This is a genomic window from Stappia sp. P2PMeth1, from assembly GCF_900185735.1.
Lineage (GTDB): Bacteria > Pseudomonadota > Alphaproteobacteria > Rhizobiales > Stappiaceae > Stappia.
The window spans coordinates 92943-106624 of sequence record NZ_FYAW01000061.1 but is presented as its reverse complement, the minus strand read 5'-3'; the positions used below and the strand labels follow the sequence as shown (position 1 = coordinate 106624).

At 68.5% G+C, this 13682-nt stretch carries 13 protein-coding genes; 10 read left to right on the top strand and 3 right to left on the bottom strand.

Annotation, left to right across the window (positions count from 1 at the left end; genetic code table 11):
- Window positions 1-301: 301 nt before the first annotated feature.
- Entirely contained in the window at window positions 302-874 is a 573-nt protein-coding gene (locus tag P2PM1_RS25190) for a YcgN family cysteine cluster protein (protein WP_186400993.1), read from the bottom strand.
- 123 nt (window positions 875-997) lie between these two features.
- Between P2PM1_RS25190 and P2PM1_RS25185 the strand changes: the two genes are divergently transcribed.
- The 6 genes from P2PM1_RS25185 to P2PM1_RS25160 all read left to right on the top strand — a co-directional run bounded on the left by P2PM1_RS25185 (window position 998) and on the right by P2PM1_RS25160 (window position 7196).
- On the top strand, window positions 998-3196 hold the full coding sequence (locus P2PM1_RS25185; protein ID WP_371637121.1) for a transglycosylase domain-containing protein: 2199 nt from the start codon (window positions 998-1000) through the stop codon (window positions 3194-3196).
- Window positions 3193-3852: a DUF1214 domain-containing protein gene (locus P2PM1_RS25180; protein ID WP_186400992.1), complete on the top strand. Its 660-nt coding sequence runs from the start codon at window positions 3193-3195 to the stop codon at window positions 3850-3852. Before P2PM1_RS25185 ends, P2PM1_RS25180 begins: the two co-directional genes overlap by 4 nt.
- The gene (locus tag P2PM1_RS25175) at window positions 3849-4466 is read left to right on the top strand and encodes a DUF1254 domain-containing protein (RefSeq protein WP_208985423.1); all 618 of its coding nucleotides are present in this window, start codon (window positions 3849-3851) and stop codon (window positions 4464-4466) included. The genes P2PM1_RS25180 and P2PM1_RS25175 overlap by 4 nt, the downstream gene beginning before the upstream one ends.
- Before the next feature lie 99 nt (window positions 4467-4565).
- The gene (locus P2PM1_RS25170) at window positions 4566-5579 is read left to right on the top strand and encodes a serine hydrolase (RefSeq protein WP_186400991.1); all 1014 of its coding nucleotides are present in this window, start codon (window positions 4566-4568) and stop codon (window positions 5577-5579) included.
- A gap of 261 nt (window positions 5580-5840) precedes the next feature.
- A complete protein-coding gene (locus P2PM1_RS25165) occupies window positions 5841-6329 on the top strand; it encodes a helix-turn-helix domain-containing protein (RefSeq protein ID WP_186400990.1) in 489 nt (162 codons plus the stop codon).
- A gap of 3 nt (window positions 6330-6332) precedes the next feature.
- The gene (locus P2PM1_RS25160) at window positions 6333-7196 is read left to right on the top strand and encodes a DUF6456 domain-containing protein (protein WP_186400989.1); all 864 of its coding nucleotides are present in this window, start codon (window positions 6333-6335) and stop codon (window positions 7194-7196) included.
- 737 nt (window positions 7197-7933) lie between these two features.
- Here P2PM1_RS25160 and P2PM1_RS25155 read toward each other — a convergent pair.
- A complete protein-coding gene (locus P2PM1_RS25155; RefSeq protein ID WP_186400988.1) occupies window positions 7934-8365 on the bottom strand; it encodes a SufE family protein in 432 nt (143 codons plus the stop codon).
- Between the two features lie 276 nt (window positions 8366-8641).
- Between P2PM1_RS25155 and P2PM1_RS25150 the strand changes: the two genes are divergently transcribed.
- Both P2PM1_RS25150 and P2PM1_RS25145 read left to right on the top strand, forming a co-directional pair.
- Window positions 8642-8998: a mCpol domain-containing protein gene (locus P2PM1_RS25150; protein WP_186400987.1), complete on the top strand. Its 357-nt coding sequence runs from the start codon at window positions 8642-8644 to the stop codon at window positions 8996-8998.
- Window positions 8995-9651, top strand: coding sequence for a hypothetical protein (locus P2PM1_RS25145; protein WP_186400986.1), 657 nt, complete (start codon window positions 8995-8997; stop codon window positions 9649-9651). The genes P2PM1_RS25150 and P2PM1_RS25145 overlap by 4 nt, the downstream gene beginning before the upstream one ends.
- A 267-nt stretch (window positions 9652-9918) precedes the next feature.
- Here the strand turns inward: P2PM1_RS25145 and P2PM1_RS25140 are convergent, their stop codons facing one another.
- A complete protein-coding gene (locus P2PM1_RS25140; RefSeq protein WP_186400985.1) occupies window positions 9919-10470 on the bottom strand; it encodes a DUF5330 domain-containing protein in 552 nt (183 codons plus the stop codon).
- A 349-nt stretch (window positions 10471-10819) separates the two neighbouring features.
- On the opposite strand from P2PM1_RS25140, the gene P2PM1_RS25135 reads away from it, so the two are divergent.
- Window positions 10820-12712 (top strand): HAMP domain-containing sensor histidine kinase, encoded by a 1893-nt coding sequence (locus tag P2PM1_RS25135; RefSeq protein ID WP_186400984.1) that lies wholly within the window; start codon window positions 10820-10822, stop codon window positions 12710-12712.
- Between the two features lie 23 nt (window positions 12713-12735).
- Window positions 12736-13650: a peptidoglycan-binding domain-containing protein gene (locus P2PM1_RS25130; protein ID WP_208985422.1), complete on the top strand. Its 915-nt coding sequence runs from the start codon at window positions 12736-12738 to the stop codon at window positions 13648-13650.
- Window positions 13651-13682 lie beyond the last annotated feature (32 nt).

Below are 13682 nucleotides of genomic sequence, written 5' to 3'. Positions count from 1 at the left end.
GCAACCCATCTTGGGCCATGGCGGTTCACCATGCCGCCGAAACAGGCCGGACATACGAACCGCTGTCGATCCGGGCACTCCTCGACTAATCGCTTGCCCTCAGGGGGCCGTCCACATACGGGTCGCGCTCACGCTTGCCCGGGAAGACGCGAAGAGAGGCTGAAGCGACAAACCAACCGCCAGAAACACAAATGGCGGCCGAACCTCCCGGTCCGCCGCCATCGCCAGGCCGCACCTATGCGACCATGCCTGAACCCTACCCGACCACCGTTACGGTGTCAAGGATTTTTTTCCTAGAATCTCACCTCTCAATAAACCCCACCCGCACCGTCTCCTCCATCGGGTTCTCGCCCGGCCAGTCGGCGACAAAATTCTCGTAGTCTTCCAGCGGGATGCCGTCCTCGGGGAAGGTCTGCCCGCGCACCGAGATGCCGGCGGCGTGCACGCTCTCCGGGTCGCCGGAGACCAAAGGGTGCCACCAGTAGAGATCGCGCCCTTCGGCGACCAGCCGGTAGGCACAGGTCGGCGGCAGCCAGGCGAGCTGCGGCACCAGCTCGGCGGTGAGCTGCAGGCAGTCGGACACGGTGGCGAAGCGGTTGTCGTAGTCGGAGCAGCGGCAGCTCTCGCCGTCGAGCAGGGTGCAGGCGAGCGAGGTCCAGACGACCTCGCCGGTGTCCCAGTCCTCCAGCTTGTTGAGGCAGCAGCGGCCGCAGCCGTCGCACAGGGCTTCCCACTCGGCCGGGCTCAGCTCGCCGAGCCGCCGGCCGGTCCAGAACGGCGCGCCGCCCGCGGCGATATCCGTCCCGGCCCCTTCTGCCCCAGCGTTGTCCGTCCCGCCCCCTGCCGCCCCTTGTGCGTTGCTGTCCTGAGGCATTCGTGATCCATCCACCGCCGGCATATCCTTGAAAGGCCCGGCGGATCGGAGGTAAAACGGATCGCGCCGGGTTGCTCCCGCAGCGGGAGCCTGCCCACGGCCATAGCAGAACGGAAGACCAAGGTGAACCAGCGATCCGGCGATGCCGACCCGCAGGACAGCCCGCAGCCGGCGCCCGCTTCAGGGAAAGGGCCGGCGACGCGCCGCCCGTTCGGCGCCCGCATGCGCTCGGCGATGCTGTCGGTCGATGCATGGGTCGACACCGCCCTGTGGCGGTCGTTCTCGTCGCTGCGCCGGGGGATCGAGGCCTATTCGGCCTGGCTGCGCCGGTTCCGCGCCCGCGGCGCCGGGCGTGTCGCCGCCGAGCTTGCCTCCGACGGGGTCACCTTCGGCCTGCTCGGCCTCGTGCTGATGCTGGCGCTTGCCCAGGACGCGTTCCAGCAGACCGAGCGCGCCGACTGGCGCACCACCGAGGATTTCTCCGTCACCTTCCTCGACCGCTTCGGCAACGAGATCGGCAAGCGCGGCATCCTGCTCAACGACACGGTGCCGCTGGAGGAGATCCCGGACCACCTGATCAAGGCAGCGCTGGCGACCGAGGACCGGCGCTTCTTCTATCATTTCGGCATCGACGTGATGGGCACCGCCCGCGCCATGGTGGAGAATGTGCGCGCCCGCACCGTGGTGCAGGGCGGCTCGTCGATCACCCAGCAGCTCGCCAAGAACCTGTTCCTCACCAACGAGCGGACGCTGGAGCGCAAGATCAACGAGGCCTTCCTGGCGCTGTGGCTGGAGATGAACCTCTCCAAGCGCGAGATCCTGAAACTCTATCTCGACCGCGCCTATATGGGCGGCGGCACCTTCGGCGTCGCGGCGGCGTCGGAGTTCTATTTCGGCAAGAACGTGCGCGAGCTCAGCCTGGCGGAATCGGCCATGCTCGCGGGCCTGTTCAAGGCGCCGACCAAATACGCCCCGCATATCAACCTGCCGGCGGCGCGGGCGCGGGCCAACGACGTGCTGACCAACATGGTGCAGGCCGGCTTCATGACCGAGGGCCAGGTGATCGGCGCGAGGCGCAATCCGGCGCTCGCCATCGACCGCAGCAAGGACCGCTCGCCGGACCACTTCCTCGACTATGCCTTCACCGAGGTGCGCGAGCTGGCGCGCAGCCATCCCGAGCTTGCCAACGACCGCATCGTCATCGTGCGCACCACGCTCGATCCCGGCCTGCAGCGCCAGACCGAGCAGGCGCTGCTGGAAAACCTGCGCGAACACGGCGAGCGCTACAGGGTGCGCGAGGGCGCGGTCGCCGTCCTGGTGCCGGAGACCGGCGCCGTGCGCGCCATGGTCGGCGGGCGCGACTATGGCGAGAGCCAGTTCAACCGCGCGGTCGCGGCGGTGCGCCAGCCCGGCTCCTCGTTCAAGCCCTTCGTCTACATCACCGCCTTCATGAACGGCTACACCCCGGCCTCGGTGGTGCCGGACGCGCCGATCTCCATCGGCGGCTGGAGCCCGCGCAACTATTCGCGCGGCTATGCCGGGCCGGTGACGCTGAAGACCGCCCTGACCAAGTCGATCAACACCGTGCCGGTGCGCCTTGCCCAGGCGATCGGCCGCGACAAGATCGTCGAATATGCGACGGCGATGGGCATCACCACCGAATTGAAGATCACCCGGCCGCTGCCGCTCGGCGTCGCCGAGGTCACCGTCATCGACATGGCCGCCTCCTATGCCAGCTTCGCCAGCGGCGGGCTGAAGGTGACGCCGACCACGATCCTGGAAGTGCGCAACTCCGCCGGCAGGATGATCTACCAGCAGGCGAGCGACCGGGCGCCGCCGCAGCGCCTGTTTCCGGAGGAGAAGGCCGGCGAGATGAACGACGTGCTGGTCAACGCGGTGGAAAACGGCACCGGCCGGCGCGCCCGCGTGCCCGGCGTCACCGTCGCCGGCAAGACCGGCACCACCCAGGCCTATCGCGACGCCTGGTTCGTCGGCTATACCGGCAACTACGCGGCGGCGGTGTGGTTCGGCAATGACGACTTCACCTCCACCGCCCGGATGACCGGCGGCAGCCTGCCGGCGATGACCTGGCAGGTGATCATGGACTATGCGCACAAGGGCATCGAGCTGCGGCCGATGCCCGGCGTCGACCGGCCGGCCCGCGGGGACGGCGCCATTCCGGTGGCGGAGGGCGCCGGCGCCGACCGGCCGCGCCTCCTGCGGGTGCAGTCGATCGCCGTCTTGCGGGAGATCGGCGCCCGGCTGGATGCCATCGGCAAGCGCGCCGAGGCCCCCGCACAGGCGGAGCCCGTCGCCCGGTGACGCTCGCCCTTGCCCGCGATCCGGAGACCGACGGTCTGGTGCCCGACCGGGTGCCGCCGATCCTGCGGCGGCGGCGGCGCAGCCTCGCGCTCGATCTTGCCATCGTCGTCGCCATCGCCCTCGGCGTCGGCTTCTCCACCGCGTATCTGGCGGTCGACCGGACGCCGGCCTTCGGCACCTTGCGGCTCGGCGTGTGGGAGGCGCGGCCGCGCCAGGGCACGCGCGAGGCCGATCCCTATTCCACCGCCACCCATGCGCGCAGCGGCCGCGTGCCGCTGGCCGGCGGCGAGGGGCTGATGTTCCTTGCCGCGACCGACAGCGCCGGCGATCTCCTGTCGCCGCGCTGCGACTACGAGATTTCCGGCCAGACCGCCCCGGCGCGGCTGTGGACGCTGGTGGCGCTGGATGGCGAGATGCGGCTGGTCGCCGGCGCCGCGCCGCGCAGCGGGCTGAACAGCCGCCACCTGCTGCGCCGCCCCGGCGGCGACTTCACCATCACCGCCGCGCCGCGCGCCCGGCCGGGCAACTGGCTGCCGACCTCCGACACCGCCGACGGGCTGGTGCTGGCGCTGCGGCTCTACGACACGCCGCTGACCACCGGCACGGGCGTCGCCAATGTGCCGATGCCGGAGATCCGCCGGGGGCTTTGCCGATGAGCGCGCCCGCCGCCCGCTCCCGCCCCTCCCGCTCGGCACGGCTGCGCCAGGCCGTCGACGGCATGGTGCTGGCGCGTTTCGCGCTGCTGCTGCTCGCCGGCCTGTTCCTCGGCGGCATCATTCACATCGCCACCGTGCTCGGCGTGCCGGGCCAGGTGCCGGAAACCGCCTATGCGCGGGTCGCCGCCTTCGGTCCCGACGGGGTGTTCAACCGCCTGCCGGACGTGGCGCCGGGGGCCGAGCCGCTGCCGATGCTCGACCCGATGATGATCCACGCCGCCTGCCGTTTCGACCTTGCCGAGGGGCCGCTGAAGATCGAGGCGGCGCTGCCGCCGCCCTTCTGGTCCTTCGCCCTGTTCGATGCCGGCGGGCGGGCGATCTACAGCCTCAACGACCGCACCTCCGGTGCCGGCGGCCGGCTGGACGTGCTGGTGCTCACCACCGAGCAGCTCAGCGTCCTGCGCGAGAACCCGCCGGAGGGCCTCGAAGACCTGATCGTCATCGAGACCGACGCCCTGCACGGCTATGCCCTGCTGCGCGCCTTCGACGGCGACCCGCTCTACCGCGACCGCATCGAGGCGGCGCTGGCGCAGGCGAGCTGCCGCAGGTTGTGACACACCCGGCGCTCCGGCGCTGATATCGATCGAAGGGTTCGCATGTTTCAAAAACCCGCCCTCCGCCTCTGCGCGGCCTCGCTCCTTTGGATCGGCACCATGCTCCCCGTTGACGCGCAATCGCTGAACGAACAGCTTGAGACGAGCTTTGCGGCCGGAGAGCTGCCCGGCCTGCACGGCGCCATCGCCGATTTTCAGGGCAAACGGCTGGCGGAGGTGTATTTTCCCGGCGAGGACGAACGCTGGGGCCAGCCGCAAGGCCTGCAGGACCACACGGCCGCCTCGCTGCACGACCTGCGCTCGGTGACCAAGTCGGTCGTCGGCCTGCTCTACGGGATCGCCCTTGCCGAGGGCAAGGTTCCCGCCCCGGACGCGCCGCTTTACGCGCAGTTCCCGCAATATCCCGACCTTCTGGCGGAGCCGGGCCGCGAGCTGATCCTGGTCCGGCACGCGCTGTCGATGCAGATGGGGACCGAGTGGGACGAGGACCTGCCCTACAACGATCCGCGCAACAGCGAGATCGCGATGGAAAACGCCCCGGACCGCTACCGCTTCATCCTCGAGCAGCCGATCCGCGAGGCGCCGGGCGGGGCCTGGATCTACAGCGGCGGCGCCGTCGCCCTGCTGGGAAAGCTGATCGAAAACGGCACCGGCCTGCCGCTCGACCGCTATGCCGCCGAAAAACTCTTCGCGCCGCTCGGCATTACGACCTTCGAGTGGGTCGCGGGCGCCGACGGCGCGCCGTCCGCCGCCTCCGGGTTGCGGCTGACGCTGCCGGATCTGGCGCGGATCGGCCAGCTCGTCGCCGATTATGGTGTCCATGACGGGCGGCAGATCGTGCCCCGCGACTGGCTGGAGCTGTCGTTCGAGCCGCGGGCCGAGGTCAACGACGTCACGCGCTACGGCTATCTCTGGTATCTGGCGGGCACGCCGGAGCGGCCCATCGCCATCGCCGTCGGCAATGGCGGCCAGCGGCTGACCGTGCAGCCCGACCCGGGCCTCGTCGTCGCCTCCTTCGCGGGCCGCTACAACGATCCCGAGAGCTGGCAGACCTCCTTCAAGGTCCTGATCGACTTTGCCGTGCCCGAGGCAAAGCGGCTGCTCGGCAAGTAGCCGAGGCGCGGCGGACCTCGCCACACCGCTCTCCTTCCGCACTGCCGGCCGCGGATAGCCCGATCCGCGCCAGAGCCCGCGCCCGCGCCCGGCACGGGGCGATATCGCCCCGCTCTCCCCCCTTGCCGGGCCGTTCGACCGCCGGCAAAGCCGCCGCGCCACGCGCGAAAAACCGCCCTGCAACTTCACTTATCCCCGTACGGGTATTTTTCCCGTAATGATTTAGGAATATAAACCTAAAATTGATAAGTGGAGGCAGAAATGACTGGACTGTCCGGAATTTCAGACCTCGCCGGCCTTGCCGGCGCCATGCCCGCGGCCCTTCGGCCCCGCCCGATGCGGGGCGCGGGACTGCTCGTCACCGCCTGTGTCCTGTCGGTGTTCGAGGTGGAGGAGGCCGACCTGTCGCAGCCGAGCCGAGGCCGGGCGCAGGTCGCGCTGGCCCGCCAGGTGGCGATGTATCTGCATCACGTCATCCTCGCGCGCACGCTCACCGACATCGCCCGCGAGTTCGGGCGCGACCGCACCACCGTCGCCCATGCCTGCCGGCTGGTCGAGGACCGGCGCGACGAGCCGGAGTTCGACACGATGATCGGCGGGCTGGAGACCGCGCTGCAGACCGGGCTGGCCGCCCTGCCCGCCCGGCCGCCATCGACCCGCTCCCAGGCCACCCGTCTGCCGGCAACCCGCCCTCTGACCGCCCGTGTCCAGGCCACCCGCCCCCTTCCCACCCACGGGACGGAGGCGTGAGCCATGGCGCCCTCGCAACGCGCGCTGGACCGTCTTCTCGCCCGGCTCGGCACGGCGCCCGCCTGGCAGCTTCAGCAAACCGCCGACAAGAGCCTGCGGCTGTGCGCCATGCCCGCCCGGCGCGGAGGCGCCCGCCCAGACGGCGCCCCCACCTCGCCCATCTCTCCCTCGCCCGCCTCTCCCTCGCCCGTCTCTCCCTCTCCCGTCTCTCCTTCGCCGGCCCCCTCCCTTGCCCCCTCTCTCGCTGTCGATCCGGCGCAGTTGCGCGCCGCCTTTGCCGCCGGGCTGGTGGAGCGGGGCGCTGGCTGCCTCACTCTGTCGCCGGCCGGCCGCGCCCGGCTGCGCCGTCTCGCCTCCGGCGAGGAGGATTTCGCCGCCCAGCACCGGGAGATCGGCACCCGCCGCATCGCCATTGCCGGGGCGGCCGACGAGATCGTCACCGTCAATCATGCCGAGAGCCCGCTCGCCTGGCTGCGCCGGCGGCGTGGCCGCGACGGCGAGCCGATCCTCGACGAGGGACAGTTCGCCGCCGGCGAGCGGCTGCGCGCCGATCACGCCTTTGGCGCCATCGTGCCGGGGATGCGCGGCATGGCCTGGTCGGCGCTCGGCAGCGGCGCGGGCGGCGGCACGCGCGATCCGCGCGGCGGGCTGGTCGAGCTCACCGACGCCACTTTGGCCGCCCGCGCGCGGCTGGAGCGGGCGATCCGGGAGGTCGGGCCGGAACTCGCCGGCGTGCTGATCGATGTGTGCTGCGAGCTCAAGGGGCTGGAGCAGGTCGAGCGGGAGCGGCGCTGGCCGCCGCGCTCGGCCAAGGTGGTGCTGCTGCTCGGCCTCACCCGCCTCGCCCGCCACTACGGCACCGGCTGAGCGGCGTCCTCCTCGCTCCCGTCTTCTTTCTCACCGTCTCGATCCCCTGTCGCCTCGCTGCCCTTGCACCGTTCCCCTTGCACCGCCCCCTCCCCGCGTCTTCCCGGGCAAGCGAAGCGCGACCCGGGACCGGAGAGGCACGGTGCCACCTTTTTGCCTGAGCGCTGCTGCAACCGCCCTCGGCTCTCCGATCCCGGATCTCCGGCTTCGCCTGCGTCCGGGAGGACGAAGGAGAGGACCGTGTGGGCGAGGCGATGTTGCGGGGGGCCTGCGCGCGCCCGCCGCTGCTCTGGCAGCCAATAGACCCCGGCGCGCGCTGCGCTTGGCCGGGGTGACGGCAGAGGGGATGAGTGGCCTTGCCATTCTCTTCGGCTGTCATCCCGGCCGCGCGTCAGCGCAGAGCCGGGAACCATTGGCAACCTCGGCAGGCGTGAGGCGGGGCGGCGTCGCCTCCCCCTCCACTGTCGCGCCTGCGCAGGCAGGTATCCAGTATCCGCCGGGGCGTGTTGTTGCGCATCGGCCGCAGCTACGGCCCGGGCAGCCCCCGCCCGCCTCTTTTCCGCCTGCACCGCCCCCTTCGCCCACCTCTCCTTGCGTCATTCCGGGCAAGGCGAAGCCGCGACCCGGAACCGGCGAGCCACGGCGGTTGCGGCATCTTTCGGGAGCGCGCCTCCTGCGCCCTCGGCCCGATCCCGCATCTGCGCTCGCACGCCGTCCGGGAGAGCGAAAGGCCCCCTTCAGGCGTCGGCGAGCGCGGCGCGGGCGTCGGCGCGGATGCGTTCGACCATCGATTTCAGGCCGTTGGCGCGCTGCGCCGACAGGTGCTCCTTGAGGCCGATGCGGGAGAAGATCGCGTCGAGATCGGTCTCGGCGATCTCCGCGGCGCTGCGCCCGGAATAGGTGGCGAGCACGATGGCGACCAGGCCCTTGACGATATGGGCGTCGCTGTCGCCCTGGAACACCAGGCGGGGGGCACCGTCCGCGCCGCGCTCCACCGACTTGACCAGCCAGACCTGCGAGGCGCAGCCGCGCACCTTGTTGGCGTCGATGCGCGCCTCTTCGGGGAACTCCGGCAGCATCCGCCCCAGTTCGATCACATAGCGGTAGCGGTCGTCCCAATCGTCGAGCAGATCGAAATTCTCAAGGATGTCGTCGAGCGGCGGGATCATGGGCAGCCATCAGTTTTAGGCGGTCTTTGGGCGGTCTTTGGGCTGTCTTCGAGCGGAGCGCGAAGCGGAGCGGACTTTCGTGACCCGCTATATAGTCCCTGCGGCAAGAGATGGGAACCGGGGGCAACTGTTCAAATTGCACCACAAGTGCGCGTCTCGTGCATAGTGGCTCGCCGTACTACAGACTGGCCGTGACTATTCGAGTTCAAATTGCTAATTTTCTGTGGATCGGGCGCAAAGGAATGATTCCTGCTCCCAAAGTATGGGATTTAGCGTTTGGGCGAGACCACAACTCATTATTTCTGCTTTGATGGCGACAAGGTCGGCGAGAAAGTTCAGCTTCACTTAATGAGCGAAGACTTGGATGGGGCTATTTTATTCTCAAATAGATTTGATGCCGTGATGAACAAAATCACGGAGATCATGGAAGAAATGTCAGCCAAATGCCTCTTCCGAGGCGGCGATAGCCTCATATTTCGTGGTTACAACGACATTCCTGATGATATGATTCCTTATAAATTCGAAGATGTTTCATTTTCTGTTGGCATCGGAACGAGTCTGCAATTGGCAGCACTTGGACTTTTCAAGGCCAAGGCTTCAGGTCGTTGCAGAATAGGGAGAATTTTTCGATGAAGGCTGCGGTTTGCGTACAGAGCGATCGAGTCGAAACCTATGCGGATGTCATGGCCGCAATTGTAACGCAATATCCTGCGGTTCGGGAATTTGAGTTTGTGTTTTTGTCCGGGCAGGACGAAGAGAAATTACTGAAGCAAATTGAAGAAAATGTCCGCAATTCACTAGAGTACGAGGCATATGTATTGGCGGAAAGACCTGCAAGATCTACGAAAAAAGTTAATTTATTGAACAAGAGCTCTTTCAAAGGTTGCAAGATGATCGATGTAACAGGAATTTCTAAAGAATTAATGTCTGAAATAATCCCAATAGCAATGGCTTCCGGTCAATCTATCTGCTCTTTATCTTGGAGTGATCGAATTAACAAAGAGCGAAAATATGTGGGGCGCGATGAATACAATTACTTTGACGCCATGAAATCTTCTGTAGTTCAGAACATTTATAAAACACAAAAAGCAGTCTGGATAATGTTTTACATACTATCTATAATAGTTTTTTTAATTGCTTTTTTGTATGGATCTCAGTTGCTAGGAGTCGACTTGATATCGGATAAATTAATTAATTTTCTTGGCATATTGGTTGGGTTGGCCGGCCTATTTTTATCCTATATTGCACTGAACTTTGTTCCAAGCCAAAGCAAAACAGGCAGTTAACAGAACAAAAACCCCGCGGGTGAACAGGGCAGCAGTTCACCCGCGGGCGGCGGAAGGGTCCGCCTTCAGTTTGCGCAAAACTGCAAGAGACTTGCAGACAGTTCCGGACGGTGGGCGAGCCGCCGGTCCGGGGACAAGTGGCCGGACAAGCGGTCCCACCAGTCCGGGGATACTCTTCGGGCGGCGGCGTCCGCGGCGGCAATTCGGTCGGTCGTCGGCCCGCAGTGTCGACCCGGCTCAGGCCGGCTCGGCTCAGCCCGGACCTGATCAGGCCGGGCGGTCGGCGCCCTTCGGCCGGGGCAGCGGCACCGGACCATTGCCGGGAAGCTGGCCCACAGACTGGCCCACAGACTGGCCGACGATCTGACCCGCAGCCGGACCGGTTGCCTGATTGCCGGTCTGTCCTGTTGCCTGACTGGCAGTCTGATTGGCAGCCGGCTCGCCGGCGGCCGGGGCCGCGCTGCCCGTCCCGGCCGGGGCCGCGCCCTCGCCAAGGCTCCAGACCGGCTCCAGGTCGGCGGCGGTCAGCGTGCCGGTCGCGCCGGTGGTGAGTTCGCCGTTCTCGTCGAGGTACTCGTAGATCATCCGCGCGCTGACCTTGGCCTTGGCGCCGATCTGCGAGATCGCCTGGCCGCCGGTTTCGCAGGTCTGCGGGTTGCGCTCGCAGAAGCTCGACAGGTCGCTGATCGTCGACTGGGCCGCGAAGAACGCGGCGACCGGGTTGATGCCGATGCCGTCCTTGCCGTCCTCGCCGGTGTCGATGGGCAGGATCAGCAGCACGAGCGCGATCCAGAATGCGCATCTCAGAAGAAAGAACATGGGTGCCGCCCTTGGCTGTCGTGTCATGTTCGGGAGCCGGTCGCCGAGATCGGTCGCCGGACCCGTTATGCCCGCAATCTAGCACGGACCCGCCAATGCCGGGTTGAGTCGCCGCTCTCAATTTTTCGCAATTTCGAGACGAGTTTTCGCAAAATTTGTCTCAAATTTTATCGAAATTCCCAAGCCCTGCCAAAGGCACGCCAAGGGTCCGCCAGCGCGCCGAACCGCCCTGCCGATCCACCGTGAAAACCTGAGGTTTCATGGTTCCTTAAACCGTTCCTGTGACCATTGCGGGCATGAGATCGAACACCCGGCGCTCCGCCGGAAAGACAGGCCGAAAAAGGCAGGAATGATGCCAGTATTGCAGGATCGGCTGAGGCTTGCGGCAAGCCATGTCGATGCCCTGGTCCACCCGGACGCGGCCCGTCAGGCGGCCGCCCGCGCCAGCCATGGCGCCTTCATCCGCGGGCATCTGGCCTGCGGCGCGCTGGCGCTCGTCCTGCTGCCGCTGCTCCTCGCCTTCAATGGAATCACCACCCCTGCCGCCGCCCTGATTCTCGGCTGGCTGACGGCGCATCTGCCGCTCGCCATGTATGTCTCGCGCACCGGCGACCTGGCGCGGGGACAGATCGCCTCGGCGGTGCTGTTCGCGCTGAGCTTCGGCACGCTCGCCGCGCTCACCGGCGGCGCCGCTTCGCCGGTGCTGCCGCTGCTGGTGCTGGCCCCGGTCGAAGCGGCGCTGTCCGGCCGCCGCCGCGCCGTCGTGCTTGTCGCCGCGCTGACACTGGCATTGGCGCTGGCATTGGCGCTCGGCCCCTCGCTGGCCGGCCTGACACTGACGGATGTGCCGGCCGAGATCGGCGGTTTCCTGCCGGTTTCTCTCGCCGTCGCGGCGGTTGCCGTGCTCTATGCGGGGCTGCTGGCGCTGCGTCTTGGCGCGGCGCTCGATCGCCGCGAGGCCGCGCTTCTCCAACGCGAGGCATGGGCGTCGACGGGCGCGCGGCTCGCCGCCGAGGCGGTGCTGCGGCATGGGCCCGGCGGGCGCGTGGAAGAGGTCGGCGAGGCGGCCGCGCGTCTCCTCGCGCTCGGCTCTGCGGCCGCCGCCGAGCGGGAGTTGACCGGCGACGGGCTGTTCGCCCGCATCCATGTCGGCGACCGGCCGGCCTATCTCAAGGCGTTGAGCGACACGGCGGCGGAGGGCCGGCCGCAGCACCTGCGCCTGCGGCTGCGCCGGGGCGCCAGCCGTCCGGGCGAGGCCGGCCGCGCCGCCCATGCCGTCGTCGACATGACCTTCCACCCGGAGCCCGGCGGCGAGGCAGGCCTCGTCAGCGTGCTGCGCGACGTCACCGCCGAGGCGGCGCTGGCGGCCGAGCGCGACGCGGCGCTCGCCGAGGCCGAAAAGGCGCGCGAGGCGCATTCGCGCTTCCTCGCCATCGTCGGCCACGAGCTGCGCACGCCGCTCAACGCCATTCTCGGCTTCTCCGACCTGTTGCAAAGCGAGGCGCCGAACGCGGCCGCGGACGACCCGCTACGGGTGCGCGACTTTGCCGGAACCATCCACCAGTCGGGCAGCCACCTGCTGCATCTGGTCAACGACATGCTCAACATGGCGCGGATCGAGAGCGGCCATTTCGAGATCGTCGCCGAGCGCTTCGACCTGCGCACCTGCCTCGACACCTGCCGGCGGATGATGGAGCCGGAGGCGTCGCGGCTCGGCCTGCGGCTGTCGGCGGACCTGCCGCTGTCGCTCGGCGAGGTGCAGGCCGATCCGCGCGCCTGCCGCCAGATCGCGTTGAATCTGCTGTCGAATGCGCTGAAATTCACGCCGCAGGGCGGCCGCGTCGTGCTGTTTGCCAGGTGCGAGCCGCAGGGCTTCGTCTTCGGCGTGCGCGACACCGGTATCGGCATCGCGCCGCAGGATCAGGAGCGGATTACCGAGCCCTTCGTGCAGGCCAGCGCCGGCCTTGCCCGGCTGCATGACGGCGCCGGCCTCGGCCTTGCCGTGGTCAAGGGCTTGACCAGCTTGAGCGGCGGGCGGATGACACTGGACAGCCGCGAGGGCGAAGGCACCTGCGTCAGCATCGCCCTGCCGGCCGTGCCGCCGGCGCCGCAAGCCTCAAGGGGGACAGTGGAGGAGGCGGCCGGGGGCGCCACAGGGAGAGCGACAGTTACGGACAGGCTCGCGGCAGCTCGGGGGGAGGCCGGCCGCGGCATCGGACATGACCTCAAGCGCAGCGCATGAGCGCAAGGAAGAAGACTGACAGCATGAGCCGTTCGCCCCGAAACCAGCCCGCCCCCGCCGCCCGGCGCGGGCGACGCCACGAACCGCTGGCCCCGCCCCGTCCCGCGACGTCGCAGGGGCTCGGTGCCGTGGCGCTCGACAATCCGGTGGCGGCCGGCGGCTGGCTGGTCATGGCGCTGACCGGCGGGCTGATCATCGCCAACGCGCTCGCCTTCCAGTCCGGCAGCCACCCGGCGCCGCTGTTCGCCACCCGCGACAACGCCCGGGCCGCGGCACCGTCGGCACCGGCCGTCACCCAGGCCCAGTTGGAGCGGGAACAACTGGTGCGCGACGTGCAGTTGGAGCTGCGCCGCCTCGGCATGTATGGCGGCTTGCTGGACGGGGTGAACGGGCCGGCGACCGAGCGCGGGGTGCGGGCCTATCAGCGCGCGCGCGGCCTTCCCGAGACCGGCGACATCAACACGGCGCTGCTGGCGCGCCTCGCCATGGACACGGGCGGGGCGAGCGACGGCCTGCCTCCCCTGCCCCCGCTGCCGCCGGAAACCGCACCCGGTCACTCGTCGAGCCAGCCCGCCCCTTCGTCGGCGCAGGGGCCCGAGGGAGCCACCGGCACGGTTCGCACCATTCGGGTGACGCCGCCGGTGCCGGCCCCGTCCGCGCCGCGCACGCAGCCCGTCGCCACGCCTGCCGCCTCCGGACCGGTGCCGCCCGCCCCGGTCGGCGGCCAGGCGCTCAGCGGCGAGCGCGCCCGCATCGCCCGGCTGCAGGCGGCGCTGTCGGAAATGGGCTATGGTCCCCTCGACGTCGACGGCTTCGCCGGCGAGCAGACCGCCAATGCCATCCGCCGCTTCGAGCTCGACCGGGGCCTTGCCATCACCGGCGTGCTCGGCCCGGTGGTCGAGCAGGAGATCGGCAAGGTGCTGGGCCGGCCGCTTTAACGCCCCGCAAGGCCCCGATCGAAACCGGATGC

Excerpts from the sequence above, each read along its gene's own strand:
- P2PM1_RS25190 (WP_186400993.1), bottom strand. The coding sequence starts at position 874 with ATGCCTCAGGACAGCAACGCACAAGGGGCGGCAGGGGGCGGGACGGAC.
- P2PM1_RS25175 (WP_208985423.1), top strand. The coding sequence starts at position 3,849 with ATGAGCGCGCCCGCCGCCCGCTCCCGCCCCTCCCGCTCGGCACGGCTG.
- P2PM1_RS25170 (WP_186400991.1), top strand. The coding sequence starts at position 4,566 with ATGCTCCCCGTTGACGCGCAATCGCTGAACGAACAGCTTGAGACGAGC.
- P2PM1_RS25165 (WP_186400990.1), top strand. The coding sequence starts at position 5,841 with ATGACTGGACTGTCCGGAATTTCAGACCTCGCCGGCCTTGCCGGCGCC.
- P2PM1_RS25160 (WP_186400989.1), top strand. The coding sequence starts at position 6,333 with ATGGCGCCCTCGCAACGCGCGCTGGACCGTCTTCTCGCCCGGCTCGGC.
- P2PM1_RS25155 (WP_186400988.1), bottom strand. The coding sequence starts at position 8,365 with ATGATCCCGCCGCTCGACGACATCCTTGAGAATTTCGATCTGCTCGAC.
- P2PM1_RS25145 (WP_186400986.1), top strand. The coding sequence starts at position 8,995 with ATGAAGGCTGCGGTTTGCGTACAGAGCGATCGAGTCGAAACCTATGCG.
- P2PM1_RS25140 (WP_186400985.1), bottom strand. The coding sequence starts at position 10,470 with ATGTTCTTTCTTCTGAGATGCGCATTCTGGATCGCGCTCGTGCTGCTG.
- P2PM1_RS25135 (WP_186400984.1), top strand. The coding sequence starts at position 10,820 with ATGATGCCAGTATTGCAGGATCGGCTGAGGCTTGCGGCAAGCCATGTC.
- P2PM1_RS25130 (WP_208985422.1), top strand. The coding sequence starts at position 12,736 with ATGAGCCGTTCGCCCCGAAACCAGCCCGCCCCCGCCGCCCGGCGCGGG.